Genomic DNA, 17121 nt, shown 5'->3' on the forward strand with positions numbered 1-17121 from the left:
GCCCTGTCTACAATCCCGCCCCCGGCTTGTCAAAAGCAACCCGTAAGCAGCCGGTTCTACTCGCCGTCATGGACCTGCAGCGCGGACTGCGGCGTCAGCACGCCGAGGCGCATGACATGGGTCAGGCTGCGGAACGCCGAGGTGCTCTCGCGCGGGTCTTCGGCAAGGACGATGAGGTCGGCAATCTTGCCCGCCTCGATCGTGCCGGTCTCGCCCTCCAGACCCATGGCGATGGCGCCGTTGCGGGTCGACAGGGTGATGATCTCGGCCGGGTCGATGCCCGCCGCCTCCATCAGCTCCATCTCCTCATAGATGGAGGGGCCGTGCAGGGTCATCGGGTTGCCAGCGTCCGTGGCGGTGGCGATGAGGCCACCCGCTTCATGCACGGCGACCAGGTTCTGCTGCATCTGCAGCACCTCCGCCCCGGCATTTTCCAGCCGGTTGATCGCCCAGCCGAAATCGAGGCGCGGCGGCAGGTTCGCGTTGAGCGACCCGGTATCGTTGATCCGGGCACGGATGTCGGCATCGACGCAGTTGTTCGGGTCGTCGATCGGCGCCGGGCTGTCGACCGCGACACTGGCAAGGGCCCGGGCCCAGTTGCGCCCGGCCTGCAGGGTCGGGGCGTAGACCACGTCGTTTTCGGTCAGCAGGCGCAGGAATTCCGCGTCGACCGGCGCGTCGTCGACGGAATGGACCAGCATTTCCGCGCCCGCCTGCAGCGCGATCTTTGCCTCGCGCAAGGAGGTCGCGTGGACGATCAGCGGCAGGCCGGCGTCATCGGCGGCGGCACCCGCTGCCATCATCAAGGCATCGAGGCGCTCGCGATCTTCGTCGGATGGCGCGAGATACCAGACCTTCATGGCGTGGGCGCCGATCTCCTGCAGGAAGGCGATATTGCCGGCGATGTCGGCGTTTTCCTGCATCGGCAGGAACAGCGCCTCGTCGGCGACAGCGCCGGTCATGAAGCCGGCATTGTTCTCGACATGGGTGGTCAGCGGTCCGGCGGCGCGCACATGGACGCGGTCGGGCCGGTCCGTGTCCGTCGCATGCTCACCCGTCACGGTCCAGGCCTGCCCGCCGACATCGTAGACGGCGGTGATACCGGTGCACAGATAGGCTTCGTGCCAGCGCTCCGGATGCGCCTTGGCAGAGGCGATTGTCTCGTCGTAAGCGTAGACATCGCCGAGAACGCCGCTGTCCGGCCGCCCGTCAAGCCAGCCGGTCTGGCCGAAATGGACATGGGCATCGACAAGCCCCGGGGTGATGAAATGGCCGCTCACATCCGTCACCGTCGCGCCCTCCGGCACGGGGCAGGCTTCGGCGGCGCCGACGCAGGCGAGGCGGCCATCCTCGACGATCACCGTGCCGCCCTCGATCGCCGGACCGCCGGTGCCGTCAAGGACCGTGGCGCCGGTCAGCGCGGTCGTCTGTGCGGTCGCTGTGGTCAGGGCCATCAGGCTGGTGGCCGTCAGGGCGATAAGGGTGCGGGTCATGTCTGGTTCTCCTGTTGCGGCGTACTGTGTCGGGCGCAGTCATACGGGTCAAGCAGGGCGGTCAAGCGTACCCCCGCGAGGCCACCTGACGGGCGGAGCGAGGACAAATGAGTGGAACCCGACGCGATACCCTTGCGTTCACCCTTGAAGAGACCTGCAATCCCCGGAGGACCATATGTTTAAATCCATCACTGCCGCGATAGCCGCGAGCATCATTGCCGCCGGCTCCGCCGCCTGCGCCGGCCAGACGGTCGAGGACCAGACCGTCGAGGACAACCGCGAGGTCGATGCGGCGAGCGACAGCACGATGACGGCCGACCAGGCGCGCCGCGCCGATCCGGGCGAGACGGACATGACCGATGAAGGCCCGGCCGAGGCTCGGGCCGTGTTGATGGACCCTGACGGCAACGAGGTTGGCACGGTCAGCTTCACCCAGACGCCCAATGGCGTTCTGATCCGCGCCGGGCTGATGAATGTCCCCGCTGGCGAACACGGCTTCCATATTCACGAGACCGGCTCCTGCTCGCCAGATTTCGGCGCTGCCGGTGGCCATTACGCCCCGCGCAGCAATGAACACGGCGCGCTGGTCGACGGCGGGATGCATGCCGGTGACATGCCGAACATTTTCGTCAGCGAAGATGGCACGCTGGTAACGGAAGTGCTGAACGCGAATATCTCGCTGGAGGATGGCGCGACCGGCACGCTGTTCGACGATGACGGCTCTGCGGTCATGATTCATTCGGGGCCGGACGATTACCAGTCCCAGCCGAGCGGTGCCGCCGGTGACCGCATCGCCTGCGGCGTCGTCGAGCGGATGTAAACCGGCTCACCGGATCGGATATAAATGGGCCCGCCGGATTTCTCTGGCGGGCCTGTTCATTACTGCTGTCAGGCAGCAATCATTCTTCTTCCATCAGGCGCTTTTCATAGGCCTCGACGGAAAACTCGCGGCCGAGGAAATCTTCCAGCAGGTCGTTGGCCGAGGCCTTGCCGCCCGGTGCCAGCACGAGGGTGCGATAGCGCGCCGCAGTTTCCGGATCGCGCAGGCCGTTGGCCTCGAAGGCTGAGAAGATATCGAGCGCGATGGCGGTCGACCACTGATAGGTGTAATAGGCCGCGCCATAGCCATCGAGATGGCCAAAGGACGCCCAGTTATGGGTGCCCTCCATCTGCTCGAACGGCGAATAGGTCGCGAAGGTGTCGCTGAACACGGCGTCGAGATCCATGCCCTCCGGGGACTGATCGTAATAGCTCAGGGAAATATCGGAATAGGCAAGCTGGCTCATGACGCCGGAGCCCTGCCCGAACAGGCGGGCGGCGACCATCTTGTCGAACAGCTCTTTCGGCAGCACCTCGCCTTCGGCATTGACGGCGAACTGTTTCAGATTGTCGTAATCCCAGACCCATTCCTCAAGCATGGTCGAGGGAGCCTCGGTGAAGTCGCTCTCGATTTCCGAGAAGTTCTGCATGGCATAGTCGAGATTGCCGGAGAACAGCCAGTGAATGAGGTGGCCGAACTCGTGCAGGAAGGTCTCGACCTGGCCGTGTTCCATCAGGCCGGTGGAATGGTCGCCGGCGGGGAAGTTGGTGACCAGCGTGCCGACGGGGACGGAGCGATCGGTCAGGCCGACACGCAGCGGGAACATCGCGGCGTGTGAGAACTTGCCCTCGCGCGGATGCAGGTCGAGATAGAATTTCCCGATCAGCGTGCCATCGGAATCGTGCATTTCATAGGCATTGACGCTGTCATGCCAGGTTTCCGTCGCCCACGGCGTGATCTCGACGCCGAACAGGTCTTCTATCAGGGTGAACATGCCCTCCTGGACATTGTCGAAGGCGAAATACTGGCGCACTTCCTGGCTGTCGAGGGCGTAGTCCTCCTGGCGCACAAGCTCACCATAATAGCTCGCCGACCAGCCGGGGACCTGCTCCGCTTCCGGCTCATCCTGCTGCAGGCGCGCCAGCAGGCGGTCGTGATATTTCACCGATGCGGGACGGGCGACGGCGGACAGCGAGTCGATGAACTCGCGGGCGCGTTCCGGCGTCTCGATCATGCGGCCGTCAAGATCGAAATGGGCATAGGTGTCATAACCCAGCAGCTGCGCCAGCTCGTAGCGCTTTTCCAGCATGGCGCGGAAGACCTCTGTCTGTTCCGGCCATGCGCGATTGGCGAAGACGCGGGAGACTTCCCTGCGCAGGCTTTCATCCTCCGCATAGGTAAAGACAGGGGAGACATCGGGATAGGCCATGGTGATCGTGACCGCGCCATCCTCGCCCACAGGGTGATTGTCGATATAGTCCTGCGGCAGGCCGGCAAGCTGGTCCGGCAGGGCCTTCACCACGGCATCCTCGTCGCGGATGTTCTGTGAATGCTTGAGCGAGAGATCGTTCAGCTCGTTCTGCAGGGCTTCGACTGCGGCGCGGCCTTCCTCATCGAGCGTCACCCCGCCCTTGCGGAACTGGGTGAGCTGCTTCTCGACCAGATAGCGCTGCTCTTCGCTGGCGTCGGTCAGGTCGATGGCCGAGAGCTGCTCATAGATCGGACGCGACAGGGACAGGCCGCTGTAGAAATTATAGGTCTTCTGCAGGCACATGGCGCCGGCATCGCGCATATCCGCATCCGGATGGGTTTCCGACAGCAAATAGCCCTCGAGGAAGGCGCTGACCGTCATCAGGTAAAGCTCGTCGAAACCGGCAAGCGTCGTGCCCAGGCCCGGCGCGTCGGTGCTGTCTTCGAGCGCCGTCTTCATCTGGCCAATCTTTTCGACCGCAGCATCGCAGCGCTGGGTCAGGGCTTCCGGGCTTTCGGGTGCGATGGCGAGCGCCGAGATGAAGGCGTCGACATCTTCGTCGGCCAGGGCGGGCGTGAGGGCGGGCGCGACCACGGCAGCCGCCGCGGCGGCGCCAAGAAGGAAAGACTTGATTGTCATGAATACTAATCCCCTAGTTTTGAGAGATGGTATGCTGTGGCTGGGCGCGGTGCAAGCATGTGTTTGGACTGGACTGGACTGGACCGCGACGGGACGGGCGGGTAGGCTGCACGCGAGGGTGGTATGCTGTACAGGGCACTGACGAAGCGGCACAGAAAGCGACGGGAGCAAGGCGGACTCATTGCCGGGCTCATCGGGTTTGCGCCGTTTTCGATCTTCCTGTGGCTGCTGTTCGGGCTCTACTGGATCCTGAACATCCTGATGATCATCATGATGCCCTATTGCAATTACGATCTGTTCTGGGTTGGCGGCTGGCCGTCCGGTACCAGCTATCTGCAGCTGATGATCTGGATCGTCGTCCTGTCCGGGGTGGTTCTCGTCGTGTCCTATGCCGGCCAACGGCGCCCGGGCCGGCACATGGTGTCGTTCCTGTTTCAGCTGGGATTGTTCCTTGGCATGGCGGCGCATGTGACCGGCCAGTATGGCTGGTATTATCCGCATAGCCAGGCGGGCCGGCTCCTCGATACCGTCGGGCCGATCCTCGTGCCGCCGCGTGAGCTGTTTTTCAATGATGGCGCGTATAGCTATGAGAAGCCTGCCTTGCCGCCCCAGGTGGAAGGACTGCTGGCGCAAGCGCGCGATGACATCCGCACCGGTCCCCGGTCACAACGCGCCTACGATATCGTGTTGCGCACGGATGAAACCTACGAACTCGTGCTTCTGCCGATCATCTGGCTGAACGGCCGCAAGCAGTATGCCGCCGATTTTGCTTATGAGCGTGCCTTGCGCGAATGCGTGGTGGATTATTCAGCGTACCGCAAGCGGGTTGCAGAGCTTTGGCTGGATGATGCGATCATGTATGTCGAAAATACGGGTCCATCCCGTATCAGGCGGTATCGGGGCGACTGGTATACCGATGAGCGCTATCGCGAAAAATATGCCGATTTCTTTGCCGCACAGGAGGCGGATAACGAGCTTGCGGAATAGCAGCCCCAGCCTACACGCCCCAGTCTACACGCCCCAGTCTACACGCCCTTGTCGTCCGCAAGCGCTTCTTCCATCTCGTCCATGATGTCCTTGACTGCGACCGACGGGTTCGGGGCGTTGAGGATCGGCCGGCCGATGACGAGATGATCGGAGCCGGCACGGATCGCCTCTGCCGGGGTGACGATGCGTTTCTGGTCATTGGATGAGGCGCCGCGCGGCCTGACGCCTGGCGTGACGATGGCAAGATCGTTGCCGAAGCGGGCGCGGATCGATGCCGCCTCCTGGGCCGAGGCGACAACGCCGTCAGCGCCGTTCTCCGCTGCCAGCTCGGTGCGGAAAAGGACCAGATCGTGCACGGACATGTTCATGCCGTTGTCGATGATTGTCTGCTGGTCCCAGCTGGTCAGCACGGTGACGGCGAGGATTTTCAGCCGCGGATCATCGCCGCGCCCGGCGACGGCGCCCTTCAGGGCATCGCGGTCGGAATGGATGGTGATGAAATCGCCCTGCAGCTTGACCGCGCTGGCGACGCCTTTCTCGACGGTGGCGCCGATATCGAGAAACTTGAAGTCGAGAAAGACTTTCTTGCCGCGGTTCGACAGGCGGCGGGCAAGGCCCGCACCGCCGATCGGCAGCAACTGGTGGCCGATCTTGTAGAACCGGGCATGGTCGCCGAGCAAGGCAACCGTCGTCTCGGCCTCTTCCGGCGATGGCACGTCGAGCGGCACGATCAGCCGGTCGATCAGGTCTATCTGGCGTGTCTCACTCATATCAGGTCCCCTTGCACGTCTCTTTGCCTGCCGCAGTTTTGCGGCCCCGGCTCTTTCAGTCTATTTCCGGGCGCTTTTCAGCGGCGGTTTCGAGCGGAGTGTGCGTTTACTCTTTCTGACAGGGTTCTTCTTTTTGGGGAAGCCGCCTTCAGGTGTTTTGGGGGTAAACAGGCACAAATCGGCGACTTCGCAGCGCCAGCATTCCGGCGTTCGCGCCTTGCAGACATAGCGGCCATGCAGGATCAGCCAGTGATGGGCATGCTGGAGGTATTCTGCCGGCGTGACCTTTTCCAGCCTTTCCTCGACCTTCACGACGTCCTTGCCGCGGGCAAGGCCGGTGCGGTTCGACACGCGGAAAATATGGGTATCGACGGCGATGGTCGGCTGACCGAAGGCGACATTGCAGACGACATTCGCGGTCTTGCGGCCGACGCCGGGCAGTTTTTCCAGTTCGTCGCGGGTTCCGGGCACTTCGCCGTCATGCACATCAAGCAGGATCTGCGACAGGGCGATGACGTTCTTTGCTTTATTTCGCCAAAGGCCGATGGTGCGGATATACTCGCCCAGTCTTTTCTCGCCCAGCCGGACCATCTTTTCCGGCGTGTCAGCGACCGGGAACAGGCGCCTTGTCGCCTTGTTGACGCCGACATCCGTCGCCTGCGCCGACAGGGTGACGGCGACGAGGAGGGTATAGGGGCTGGTATAGTCCAGCTCCGTCTTCGGCGCCGGCATGTGCACGCTAAGGCGCTGAAAAAAATCGGCGATCGCCGCGCGCGTCATGTTCCTTGGCATCGGTCCTCCCTGATCCGGGCCCCGCCATGCGGCCCGCGCGAAATTGTCACCTTACCGGAATTTGGTTTGCCGGGGGCGTGGTCGGCCCTTTATTATCGGATCATGGTACAAAGTCACGTCATCGAGGACATGGCACCGGTCGCCAGGGGCCGGGCGCTGGCCGCACCGGAAACAGGGCCGGAGGACGGCGATGACGGCCTCCTGTTCAACGCGCTGCTCTATCCCAACCGCTCCCTGCCCAATGGCGGGTTCATTGCGCTGATGGCAGTGGTGATCGCCGTAAACGTGTTCTCGGCCATCTTTTACACGGTGCTCGGGGCATGGCCGGTGATGGTCTTTGCCGGGCTCGATGTGCTTGCCGTCTATATCGCCTTCCGGATTTCCTATCGCCAGGGCCGCCTGCATGAACGGGTGATGCTGACCGGCGACGATCTGTGGATCTCACGGGTTCTGCCGTCGGGCCATGAGACGCGGTGGCGGCTGCAGCCCTTCTGGACGCGGCTGTCGATCGACCGGCCGGTGCGCCATGAAAGCCAGCTCGTCCTGGCAAGCGGCGGGCGGCGGCTGGTGCTCGGCGCCTTCCTGTCCCCGGCCGAGCGCGGCGAACTGGCCGATGCCCTTGGCGCGGCGCTCGACAAGGCGCGTGCCGGGGCGGCGCCGCAGGATCTGCCCCTTGACCCCGCACCCTCTGCGCGGCAAGAGGGCGGGCGGAACGATTAACGGACAAACCTCACGTGATAGCTTTCCTTGCCACGATCATCCTGCTCAGCGCAGCAGCCTATGGCGCATACTATGTCTGGAAGCGGCGCATCGATGCCGATCTCGCCGAAGGCGCCGTGGCCGAATATGAACGGCTGGAGCGGGCCGAGCCGGCGTTGCTCGACGGCCTTGACCGGAACGGTTTTGCGGAGATTTATGCACGGGTGGAGATGCCGCGCTTTCCCGGCTATGCCGTCGCCGTGCTGATCGCCTTCCTGCTCGGCACCCCCGTCTTTCTCGCGCTGCTGACCGGCGGCGATTACCTGCTGACCGAGCATGTGTTCGTGCCGCCCGATGACATGGAGGGCACCAATATCTTCATCGACGATGCCGGCCAGACCCGGGTCTTCGCGGAAGTTCCGCCGGAGGCAACGATGTATTACCTCGAAGATCTCGGCGGGTTCTTCTACTTCTTCGGCCTGCTGGGGTTCTGGATCGTCATCGTGATCTATTTCATGCAGCGCTATCACGCCCGCACGCCGGGCAGTGTGCGCGACGAGATTTTGCGGGCGCGGTAGGTCAGCCAAGGCGCAGGCTATGCTGACCTGTTCTTTTTCATCGTGGAATCGAGCGTAAACGCGAAGGCAAGCGACAGGATCAGCGGTACCCAGATCGGCAATTCGCCGAGGCCCGGTGTCTCCAGCGCCGCTGCCAGATGGTCGTCGACGCACCACCACAAAAGCCATAACCACATGAGCAATCTCCTCTTCTGCAGGACCCTCTACAGAAGAGATAAGATGTCACCGGCGTTATTGCACGCTGCTGGTCTGAGCCGTGGTCGACAGATCTTGACGCTTACTTGTCGGGGCAGGCGAATTGCTGGCGGATTTCCAGATCCGCAGGGGCTTCACCAGTGGTCTCGTCGACAACGACAAAGGTGCAGCTGTCCGGCCGTGCCGGATCTCCGATGTGGCGCATGACATAGCTGCGGCCATCCACCGGCGTGAAGGTCGCGAGCGACCAGCAATAATTGAAGGCGACTATCGGCCCGAAGCCGAGATCGCCACCGGTGTAACTTTCTGCAGAATGGGCAAGAAACGAGATCGGCTTGCCGGCGGCGATGCGCCGTGTAGCGGCGTAATCCCTGTCGAACGAGAAGCCGGCCAGCTTTTGTACGTTTTCGCACTGATCGTTGTCGACGATCTGGAAGTTCTGCATCGGGGCATCTTTCACAAGACCGCCCCCTTCGCTTCGGTGAATGGTCAGGGCCGCGCCCGGCTCGGACATCGCCACCTCCTGATAGCTGGAGGCGCAGGCAGAAAGGAACAGCAGGCTCGCTGCCGCAAGTAAGAAACCGGTTTTCACGTGAAATATCCCCGTTGAGTGACGGTGATATTCTACGACTACCGGGAAGCCCCATCAAATGAAATTATGGTGTTGCCCGGCGTGTCCGGGCGCTCACGCCTTGTCCGGCGCATAGACGAAAGCGCGGTCGCAATAGCCGCATTCGGCAAAGCCGTCATCGCCGATCGTGTACCAGACCTTCGGATGGCCCAGCGCGGCGCCGCCGCCATTGCACATCACCCGGGTAGCGGAAACATAGACCACTTCCGGCACCGGGCCGAGTTTCTCCAGAATGTCTTCAACCGTGACGACAGGGGTTGCGGCCATGATGACGGGTCTCCTGAATGCGCTATATCGGTCAGTGAATGACTATTTATGGCCCGCCTCGTCAAGGGCTTATTCTCGCCCGGCCCTGACGCCCTCCTTGACGCGAGCGGGGGTGCGGGCCGATATGCAGGCACACAACACAGATAACGCGCGACAGACAGGAACCAATCATGGCTGACGGACAGGGCGCACCGCTGGAGCAGGCATCTGCCAAAGATACCGAATGGGCGATCGAGGTGCGCGGCCTGAAGAAGACCTATGCCGGCACCAAGAAATCCCCGCCCAAAGAGGCGCTGAACGGCGTCGACCTGCTGGTGCCGCGCGGCTCGATCTTCGGGCTGCTCGGCCCCAATGGCGCGGGCAAGTCGACGCTGATCAACATCCTCGCCGGCCTCGTCAACAAGACCGGGGGCAGCGCCTCGATCTGGGGCTTCGACATCGACAAGAACCCGCGCATGGCACGGGCCTCCATCGGCGTCGTGCCCCAGGAAATCAACGCCGACGTGTTCTTCACCCCGCTCGAAGGGCTGGAAATCCAGGCCGGGCTTTATGGCGTGCCGAAGGCTGAGCGCCGCTCGATGGAAATCCTGAAAAGGCTCGGGCTGGAGGACAAGGCCCACGCCTATGTGCGCATGCTGTCCGGCGGGATGAAGCGCCGCCTGCTGGTCGCGAAAGCCATGGTGCATTCGCCGCCCGTGCTGATCCTCGACGAGCCGACCGCCGGCGTCGACATCGAGCTGCGCAAGCAGATGTGGGAACAGGTGCTGGAACTGCATGAGCAGGGCGTGACGGTGATCCTGACGACCCATTATCTCGAGGAAGCGCAGGAGCTGTGCGACACCATCGCCATCATCCACCAGGGCAATGTGGTGACGAGCCAGCCCAAGCACGAGCTGATCGCCTCGCTCGACCGGAAAATGCTGATGATCGTGCCGGACGAGCCGCTGGAAAATGTGCCGGAACTGGGCGATCTGTGCGGCGCGGAAATCCGCGAGGATGGCGCGCTGTACGTCACCTACAAGCCGAGCCAGACCCGGGTCGCCGACATTCTCAACGCGATCAACGCCGCCGGCATCCATGTGAAGGACCTGTCCACCGTCGAGGCCGACCTCGAAGACGTCTTCATGCAGATGACCTATGGGAGAGACGGGTAGGGATCAACGCCCGGCCTCTTTACTTCTCCGTCATCATACCCCACATTCGCTCCGTCGAGGGCGCGACACGAACGAGGATTTCCATGAGAGCATCCACGCTTGGATCGCTGTGCCTGTCCGTTGCGGCCGGCGTTGCCTTCTTCACCTATTCAACCTCCTCCGCCTTTGCTGCCGAACCATCCTATGAGAACGGTCAGGTCGTTGAGACCGCGCCGTTCACCGGCGTCGTGCTGGCCGGGGGCGGCGACATCACCATTCGCCGCGGCGAGACATCGTCGGTGCGCATCATCGAGGGCGGCGAGGCGATGAAGATCGAGGTCGATGACGGCTCGCTGTCGATCAGCTGTAAAAAACCCTGCCCGCGCAACACCAAACTCGAGGTCGAGGTCACGACGGCGCGCCTCGAGGCGATCGTCATCGCCGGCGGCGGCGAGATCGAGGTCAAGGACAGTTTCGACAAGGTCGATGAACTGGCCATCGTCATTACCGGCGGCGGGGTCATTGATGCCTTCGGCGCGCCGGCTGACGACGTCGAGATCGCGATCACCGGCGGCGGTGAGATCATGGTGACCGCGGAGAAAACGCTGGACGTCGCCATTATCGGTGGCGGTACGATCACCTATCGCGGCGAGCCGGAAATCGACAGGTCAATCATCGGCGGCGGCACCATCACCCGGGACTGAGTGTAGCGGTTGGCATCCATTGATCGGTGACATGAAAGGCTGAATCATGTCACCGGTGTCAAGTCAGATTTACGTTTTGTACTGACTGTTATCACGGTGGATATGCTGTGATAGTGCCTTGGCACTTTCTGCGGGAAAAAATTTTTTTCTCCCGCGCCGGAATTTTTCTCTCGTCGAAATACACCAATAAAGAGAACGGGTTTGCTGCCCTCAGCCACGGTGGTTGCGCGAAGGGTGCGGCGCAGCAAACGTATGTAACACTCCGTCTACGGTTGACAGGCTGTTTGTTAGCGCAAACAGTTTTCCAGTATGCGCGGCATTCACTGCGTATACGAACCATAAAAACAAGGGAGTGAAAAATGAAAAGATCTCTGACAAGGATCCTGATGGCGGTCGCGGTGCCGATGGCCATCTGGCTGGGTGGCATGTCCGGTGCCAGTGCCCAGACTGTATCGGCGTGCGACAATTACAATTCCGGCACGGTCGGCTACTGGTATTCCCAGTATCACGATCAGGGTACGGCATGCCTGAACATGACGACGCAATATGGCGGCGGCTACTACCAGGCCGACTGGAATGTCGGCAGCACGGGCGATTTCGTCGGCGGCAAGGGCTGGCAATCGGGCCAGGTCAACCGAAATATCGGCTACAATCTCGGCTATCTCAACTCGTCGTCCGGCCGGTCCTGGTTTGGCCCCTATGGCTGGTCCTGCGGCACTGTCAGCCAGAACCAGCTGGTCGAATATTATATCATCGAGAGCTGGACCGGTCCGCGCCCGGACGAGTTCACCATCGGCTCGAATGCGCAATGGCGGGGCGGGCGTTATATCGGCGATGTCTGGTATGATTTCTACACGGCCTATCGCAGCAACGCGCCGCAGGGCTGCAACGGCAATGGTGACAGGAGCTTCTCGCAGGTGTGGAGCGTGCGCCGTTATCCCGTCCAGCAGGGCCAGAACACCACCATCAATTTCGCCACCCACTGGAACGAGTGGCAGAACTATGTGACCCTCTATGGCATGGGCTATCAGATCCTCGCGACCGAGGGATATGGCGGGCAGGGCGGCTCCTCTGCCACCGTCTGGGATGCCGGCAATTGATACATCCCTCGACTGAAGACAGAAAAGGCCGGGATCGTTTCCGGCCTTTTTATTGCCGGTTACGGAATGTATCCCAGCTCATCCCTTCTACCAGCGGACCGCTGACATAGGCGCGCAACAACGCCGCCGCCTCTTCGTTATTCTCCGGCAGCTGGTCCGGCATGATCGGTTTGCCGATGACCATGCGATAGGTCTGCCCCTTCTTGTTCAGCAGCTCGTGAAACAGCGTCATGTCGCGCAGCTCTGTATTGACCCGCCAGAACCAGTAATAGAGCCATGAATTGCGCGAGGTCAGATGCGCGGGAATGACCGGACACTGATATTTTTTCGGCAGGGTCGAGACGCTGCTCATCCAGGGCTGTTCCTGCAGCCGCTTGTTCTCGTCCATATAGGCAAGGCGCCCTGACGGGAAGATGACGATGGCCCGTTCCTGCCGGAAGGCTTCGGTCGTGGCCTTCAGCGTCTCGCGTGACTTGGCGCGGGTCTTCTTCTTCTCGACCCATTCGACCGGAATCAGCATGTCGATCAGGTTCTGGTTGAGGCGGATCGCGTCGGCATTGGCGAAGAAGGCAACGTCCGGCCGCACGCCCTTGAGCGCATCATAGACGGCGATGCCGTCGGCAATGCCGGTCGGGTGGTTCAGCGCGATCATGCACGTGCCGTCGCGCGGCACATGCTCCAGCCCGGTGATGTCGAGCTTCAGGGCGAGCTTCTCGCTGACATAATCGAAGGCGTCGCGGGCACGGTAGTCGCCCGCCTCGTTCACCATGCGCACGGCGCGGGGATAGTCGAGCAGCTGGTTAAGCGCGAGCCGATAGAGCGGCCACAGTTTCGAGCGCGACAGTTTCTCGGCCCGCTCGCGGATCAGGACGTCGACGATATGGGTGTGCTGGCGCTGATATTTCTCCAGCCGCGCGTCGCGGCGATGCTCGCGCGCGCTCTTTTCTGCTGGGGGTGATGCGTGTGATCCCTGTTCTTCCGTCACCGGCTATTCCTGCTGGCTTGTTGATTGGCCACATTAACGCAGATTGCCGGTCCTGTGATAGGGGGCGAGGCTGAAGGACTACAGCGCCGCGTCCTGCTTGGCCTTCAGCTCGATGCAGGCATTCTTGGCCAGGGTCAGAAGCGCGGTGAACTGCTCCTCGGAGAACGGGTCGCCTTCCGCCGTGCCCTGGATCTCGACGATGCCGCCCTTGCCGGTGAGGACGAAATTGGCATCCGCCTGGCAGGTGGAATCCTCGGCATAGTCGAGGTCGGTGACGGGCGCGCCATTGACGAGGCCGCAGGAGATGGCGGCGACGGAATCGACCAGCGGGCTTTGCTTGATGATGCCCTGGGTAACCCCCCAGTCGAGGCATTGTTTCAGCGCCACATAGGCGCCGGTGATCGAGGCGGTGCGGGTGCCGCCATCGGCCTGGATGACGTCGCAATCGACGAGGATCTGGCGTTCGCCGAGCTTCTTCATGTCGACGACGGCGCGCAAGGAGCGCCCGATCAGGCGCTGGATTTCCTGGGTGCGGCCGGACTGGGAGATGTTCTTGGCCTCCCGCTTCATGCGTGAATGGGTCGAGCGCGGCAGCATGCCATATTCGGCGGTGACCCAGCCCTTGCCCTCGCCGCGCATCCATGGCGGGGTCGTTTCATCCCATGTCGCCGTGCACAGAACATGCGTGTCGCCGAACTTGACGAGACAGGAGCCCTCGGCGTGCTTGGCATAGCCGGGTTCCAGCGTGACGTCGCGCATTTCGTTGAAGGACCGGCCTGATGGACGCATGGGGTTACTCCCTGTTGAGCTTGTTTTCTGGTGCGCTCAGGGAGTAGACGGCTGGCCCGATAATGTCGAGGGGGCAATGTCCGGGGCGGCGGAGACCGGCCGGGTCTCAGGCGATGGTCCCGGTGAGCCTGCGCTCGGGTTGTTTCATTTGCATCGCCGCTAGCTGGCGAAGCAGGTCGCGCCGGTCTATCGGCTTGCTGACATAGGCATCCATGCCCCGTGCGAGCAGCTTTTCGCGGTCCCCGGCCATGGCATCGGCGGTCAGCGCGATGACGGGGATATCGGCCCAGGGCGCACCGCTGGCGCGGATGCGGGAAATGGTCTCATAGCCGTCCATTACAGGCATGTGGATGTCGAGCAGCACGGCATCGAAACTGTCGCTGGCGAGGCACTCCAACGCTGCGGCGCCGTCGCCGGCCTCGGTCACGTTATAGCCTGCTGGCTCGATGAAGACACGCACGACCTGCCGGTTGACGGCGATATCGTCGACGACGAGCACCCGCAGGGACTTGTTGGCGGCGGCGTCAGGTTCCGCTTGTGTCTCGTCGGGGTCGCTCGCCGCCGCCTCGACGATTGCGGTAAAGGTCAGTGTAAAGACGGAGCCCTCTGCGGGGGTGCTCGCTGCGGTGATGTCACCGCCCATCATCCGCGCCAGACGCCGCGAGATGGCAAGGCCGAGACCGGTGCCGCCGAAATTTCGGGTGGTCGAGCCGTCGGCCTGGCTGAAGGTCTTGAACAGGCGATCCAGCGTCGCTTCGTCCATGCCGATACCGGTGTCGCGCACTTCCACCTTCACGATGGCTTCCGCGCCTTCGCCCAGGCGCAGGCCCGGCACCGCCGGTTCCGCCCAGGCGGTGATCGCCACCTCGCCCTCGCGGGTGAACTTGACGGCGTTCGACATCAGGTTTGTCAGGCACTGGCGCACACGAACGGGATCGAAGCTGGCATGCCGGGGCAGCGAATCTTCCAGCGTCAGGGTCAGGCCAATCTTGCGTTCGCCTGCGATGGGAACGAACAGGCTGTGGACCGAACCGAGGGTCTGGTGCAAATCGCCATGGGCGCGGTCGATCTCCATCTTGCCGGCCTCGATCTTGGAAATGTCCAGGACGTCATTGAGGATGCCCATCAGCGACTTGCCGGAATCGATGATCGTCTCGACCTGATCGCGCTGCCGGTCGCCCAGCTTCTCCTGGCTCAGGGCCTGGGCCATGCCGAGCACGCCATTGAGCGGCGTGCGGATTTCGTGGCTCATCATCGCAAGGAAATCGGATTTGGCGCTGGTCGCCGCCTCGGCCTCGCGGGCGCGGCGGCGGTTCTCGCGATTGGCCTGTTTCAGGGATTCCTGCAGATCGAGCGTGTGGCGGATGCGCCGGGCGCTGCCGAGGCCGAGCAGGATCAGTAACGAGCCATAGAGCACGCAGCCGATGATCATCGCGGCGCGCAAGTCGTTGGTGTAGTCCGGATACAGCGCCGGCGACATCGTCGCCATGCGGAAAATGAAGGAGCCGAAGGACGGCACGACCCAGACAAGCAGGCCGATGCGCGACAGGGCCAGCGTGTGCGCCCCTGACGTCGCGATCGACAGGACGAGCGCGATCAGGAACATCATGTGCGGGTCGGACAGGGGATGAACGAACAGCACCGGTAGTGCGAAGAGGCTGCCGCATAGCACAAGCGAGGCGATCATGAGCCGGTGGACAAGGGCTGTTTTTCGCTTCAGGCCCATCAGCGACGTGCCCATGCGCATGGCAACGCCGCCATAACAGGCGGCAAGCCAGCCGGTCCACCACGCGGAATGCCCGGCGAGGTCGAAAATGAAATATTCCAGCGTCATTGCGACCAGCCAGATCGGCGCGCTGGTCAGGTTTGCCCGGTATAAAATGTTCTTTTCTTCGGCTCTCATCGCCGTAGTAGAGAGTGATTAGCTTAAAAACTGGTTTGCGGGGTTGAGGAAAATCGCCTGCGTGCCTTGGCGCGGGACAGGAAAGCGAATATTTCAGGCATATGAGTGTTTTAACCACCCTCGACAGCCGGACCCGCGAAATCTTCCGCCAGATCGTGGAATCCTACCTTGAATCCGGCGAACCGGTCGGCTCGCGCACCCTGTCGCAAAAGGGCGGGCTGCAGGTCTCTGCCGCGACCATCCGCAATACCATGGCCGACCTGACCGATTTGGGCCTGCTCCATGCGCCGCATATCTCGGCCGGGCGCCTGCCGACCGAGCAGGGCTTGCGCATGTTCGTCGACGGGCTGATGGAGATCGGCGATCTGACGGACGAGGAGAGGAGCGCGCTGGAACAGCAGGCGGGCCCCGGTGCCCGCGCCGACGACATTCTAGGCCAGCTTGCCGGGCGGCTGTCCGGCCTGACGCGCACGGCGGGCCTGGTGCTGACCGGCAAGAGCGACAGCCCGCTGAAACATATCGAATTCGTCAAGACCGCCCCGGACAAGGCGCTGGTCGTGCTCGTGCATGACAATGGCGATGTCGAGAACCGGGTCATCAACCTGCCTGCCGGGCTGCCGCCCTCGGCGCTGGAACAGGCGGGCAATTACCTCAACCGCCGCCTGCAGGGCCGTTCGCTCACGGAGGCGCGCCGCCTGGTGCTGGAGGAGGTCGAGGCCAAGCGCGCCGCCCTCGACGAGCTGACCTCGGACCTCGTGCGCCAGGGTGTCGCCGAAATGGGCGGCGGCGACGGGCTCAACCTGATCGTGCGCGGGCAGGCAAACCTGCTCGCCGCAGAGACGCTGGAGGATATCGACCGTGTGCGGATGCTGTTCGAGGACCTCGAGCGCCAGCAGGACGTGATCGAGCTGGTGAAAGCCGCCCAAGACGGAGAGGGCGTGCGCATCTTCATCGGCTCGGAAAACCGGCTGTTCTCGCTGTCGGGCTCCTCGGTCATCGTCGCGCCGTACCGCGACCGCGACCAGAAAATCGTCGGCGTCCTCGGCGTCATCGGCCCGACAAGGCTGAACTATTCCCGCATCATTCCGATGGTGGACTACACGGCGGAGCTAGTGACGCGGCTGATTAGGTAGGCGCCGGAACCGTCTCCGCCATTCCGCCGTTC

The 17121-nt window shown here is 62.7% G+C and carries 18 protein-coding genes; 8 read left to right on the plus strand and 10 right to left on the minus strand.

The features are described from left to right. Positions 1–56 precede the first annotated feature (56 nt). Positions 57–1493, minus strand: a complete 1437-nt coding sequence (locus tag IEV88_RS13005; RefSeq protein WP_188158030.1) for an amidohydrolase family protein — start codon at positions 1491–1493, stop codon at positions 57–59. 175 nt (positions 1494–1668) lie between these two features. Here IEV88_RS13005 and IEV88_RS13010 point away from each other — a divergent pair, with 175 nt between their 5' ends. Beyond that, positions 1669–2313 carry a superoxide dismutase family protein gene (locus IEV88_RS13010; protein WP_206711168.1) on the plus strand — a complete coding sequence of 215 codons (645 nt, stop codon included), beginning with the start codon at positions 1669–1671 and terminating at the stop codon, positions 2311–2313. 79 nt (positions 2314–2392) lie between these two features. On the opposite strand, the gene IEV88_RS13015 is transcribed toward IEV88_RS13010, so the two are convergent. Next, positions 2393–4423 (minus strand): M3 family metallopeptidase, encoded by a 2031-nt coding sequence (locus IEV88_RS13015; RefSeq protein WP_188158029.1) that lies wholly within the window; start codon positions 4421–4423, stop codon positions 2393–2395. A 123-nt stretch (positions 4424–4546) separates the two neighbouring features. On the opposite strand from IEV88_RS13015, the gene IEV88_RS13020 reads away from it, so the two are divergent. Then, entirely contained in the window at positions 4547–5410 is an 864-nt protein-coding gene (locus IEV88_RS13020; protein ID WP_188158028.1) for a hypothetical protein, read from the plus strand. A gap of 38 nt (positions 5411–5448) precedes the next feature. On the opposite strand, the gene pyrF is transcribed toward IEV88_RS13020, so the two are convergent. Continuing rightward, on the minus strand, positions 5449–6180 hold the full coding sequence (gene pyrF / locus IEV88_RS13025) for an orotidine-5'-phosphate decarboxylase (RefSeq protein ID WP_188158027.1): 732 nt from the start codon (positions 6178–6180) through the stop codon (positions 5449–5451). A gap of 60 nt (positions 6181–6240) precedes the next feature. Then, positions 6241–6960: an endonuclease III gene (gene nth / locus IEV88_RS13030; RefSeq protein ID WP_188159180.1), complete on the minus strand. Its 720-nt coding sequence runs from the start codon at positions 6958–6960 to the stop codon at positions 6241–6243. A 114-nt stretch (positions 6961–7074) separates the two neighbouring features. Here nth and IEV88_RS13035 point away from each other — a divergent pair, with 114 nt between their 5' ends. Together IEV88_RS13035 and IEV88_RS13040 are read left to right on the plus strand one after the other, a co-directional pair. Continuing rightward, the gene (locus tag IEV88_RS13035; protein WP_188158026.1) at positions 7075–7692 is read left to right on the plus strand and encodes a DUF2244 domain-containing protein; all 618 of its coding nucleotides are present in this window, start codon (positions 7075–7077) and stop codon (positions 7690–7692) included. A 14-nt stretch (positions 7693–7706) separates the two neighbouring features. Continuing rightward, on the plus strand, positions 7707–8249 hold the full coding sequence (locus IEV88_RS13040) for a hypothetical protein (protein WP_188158025.1): 543 nt from the start codon (positions 7707–7709) through the stop codon (positions 8247–8249). A gap of 17 nt (positions 8250–8266) precedes the next feature. Here the strand turns inward: IEV88_RS13040 and IEV88_RS13045 are convergent, their stop codons facing one another. From IEV88_RS13045 to IEV88_RS13055, 3 genes are all read right to left on the minus strand, one after another. After that, complete coding sequence (locus IEV88_RS13045) at positions 8267–8425, minus strand: hypothetical protein (protein WP_188158024.1); 159 nt, start codon at positions 8423–8425, stop codon at positions 8267–8269. Between the two features lie 101 nt (positions 8426–8526). Beyond that, positions 8527–9036, minus strand: a complete 510-nt coding sequence (locus IEV88_RS13050; RefSeq protein WP_188158023.1) for a hypothetical protein — start codon at positions 9034–9036, stop codon at positions 8527–8529. A gap of 93 nt (positions 9037–9129) precedes the next feature. Beyond that, the gene (locus tag IEV88_RS13055) at positions 9130–9342 is read right to left on the minus strand and encodes a zinc-finger domain-containing protein (protein WP_188158022.1); all 213 of its coding nucleotides are present in this window, start codon (positions 9340–9342) and stop codon (positions 9130–9132) included. A 170-nt stretch (positions 9343–9512) separates the two neighbouring features. On the opposite strand from IEV88_RS13055, the gene IEV88_RS13060 reads away from it, so the two are divergent. From IEV88_RS13060 to IEV88_RS13070, 3 genes are all read left to right on the plus strand, one after another. Beyond that, positions 9513–10496 carry an ABC transporter ATP-binding protein gene (locus tag IEV88_RS13060; RefSeq protein WP_188158021.1) on the plus strand — a complete coding sequence of 328 codons (984 nt, stop codon included), beginning with the start codon at positions 9513–9515 and terminating at the stop codon, positions 10494–10496. An 83-nt stretch (positions 10497–10579) separates the two neighbouring features. Continuing rightward, complete coding sequence (locus IEV88_RS13065; protein WP_188158020.1) at positions 10580–11179, plus strand: GIN domain-containing protein; 600 nt, start codon at positions 10580–10582, stop codon at positions 11177–11179. 359 nt (positions 11180–11538) lie between these two features. Beyond that, complete coding sequence (locus IEV88_RS13070) at positions 11539–12279, plus strand: glycoside hydrolase family 11 protein (RefSeq protein ID WP_188158019.1); 741 nt, start codon at positions 11539–11541, stop codon at positions 12277–12279. A 49-nt stretch (positions 12280–12328) separates the two neighbouring features. Here the strand turns inward: IEV88_RS13070 and IEV88_RS13075 are convergent, their stop codons facing one another. The 3 genes from IEV88_RS13075 to IEV88_RS13085 form a co-directional block, all read right to left on the minus strand. Then, entirely contained in the window at positions 12329–13264 is a 936-nt protein-coding gene (locus IEV88_RS13075) for a lysophospholipid acyltransferase family protein (RefSeq protein ID WP_206711166.1), read from the minus strand. 78 nt (positions 13265–13342) lie between these two features. After that, positions 13343–14053 carry a ribonuclease PH gene (rph, locus tag IEV88_RS13080; protein ID WP_188158018.1) on the minus strand — a complete coding sequence of 237 codons (711 nt, stop codon included), beginning with the start codon at positions 14051–14053 and terminating at the stop codon, positions 13343–13345. A gap of 106 nt (positions 14054–14159) precedes the next feature. Further along, on the minus strand, positions 14160–15956 hold the full coding sequence (locus IEV88_RS13085; protein WP_188158017.1) for a response regulator: 1797 nt from the start codon (positions 15954–15956) through the stop codon (positions 14160–14162). A gap of 101 nt (positions 15957–16057) precedes the next feature. Here IEV88_RS13085 and hrcA point away from each other — a divergent pair, with 101 nt between their 5' ends. Next, on the plus strand, positions 16058–17089 hold the full coding sequence (gene hrcA / locus IEV88_RS13090; RefSeq protein ID WP_188158016.1) for a heat-inducible transcriptional repressor HrcA: 1032 nt from the start codon (positions 16058–16060) through the stop codon (positions 17087–17089). The last annotated feature ends 32 nt before the right edge of the window (positions 17090–17121 follow it).

The sequence above is a fragment of the Aquisalinus flavus genome (assembly GCF_014640095.1).
Lineage (GTDB): Bacteria > Pseudomonadota > Alphaproteobacteria > Caulobacterales > Parvularculaceae > Aquisalinus > Aquisalinus flavus.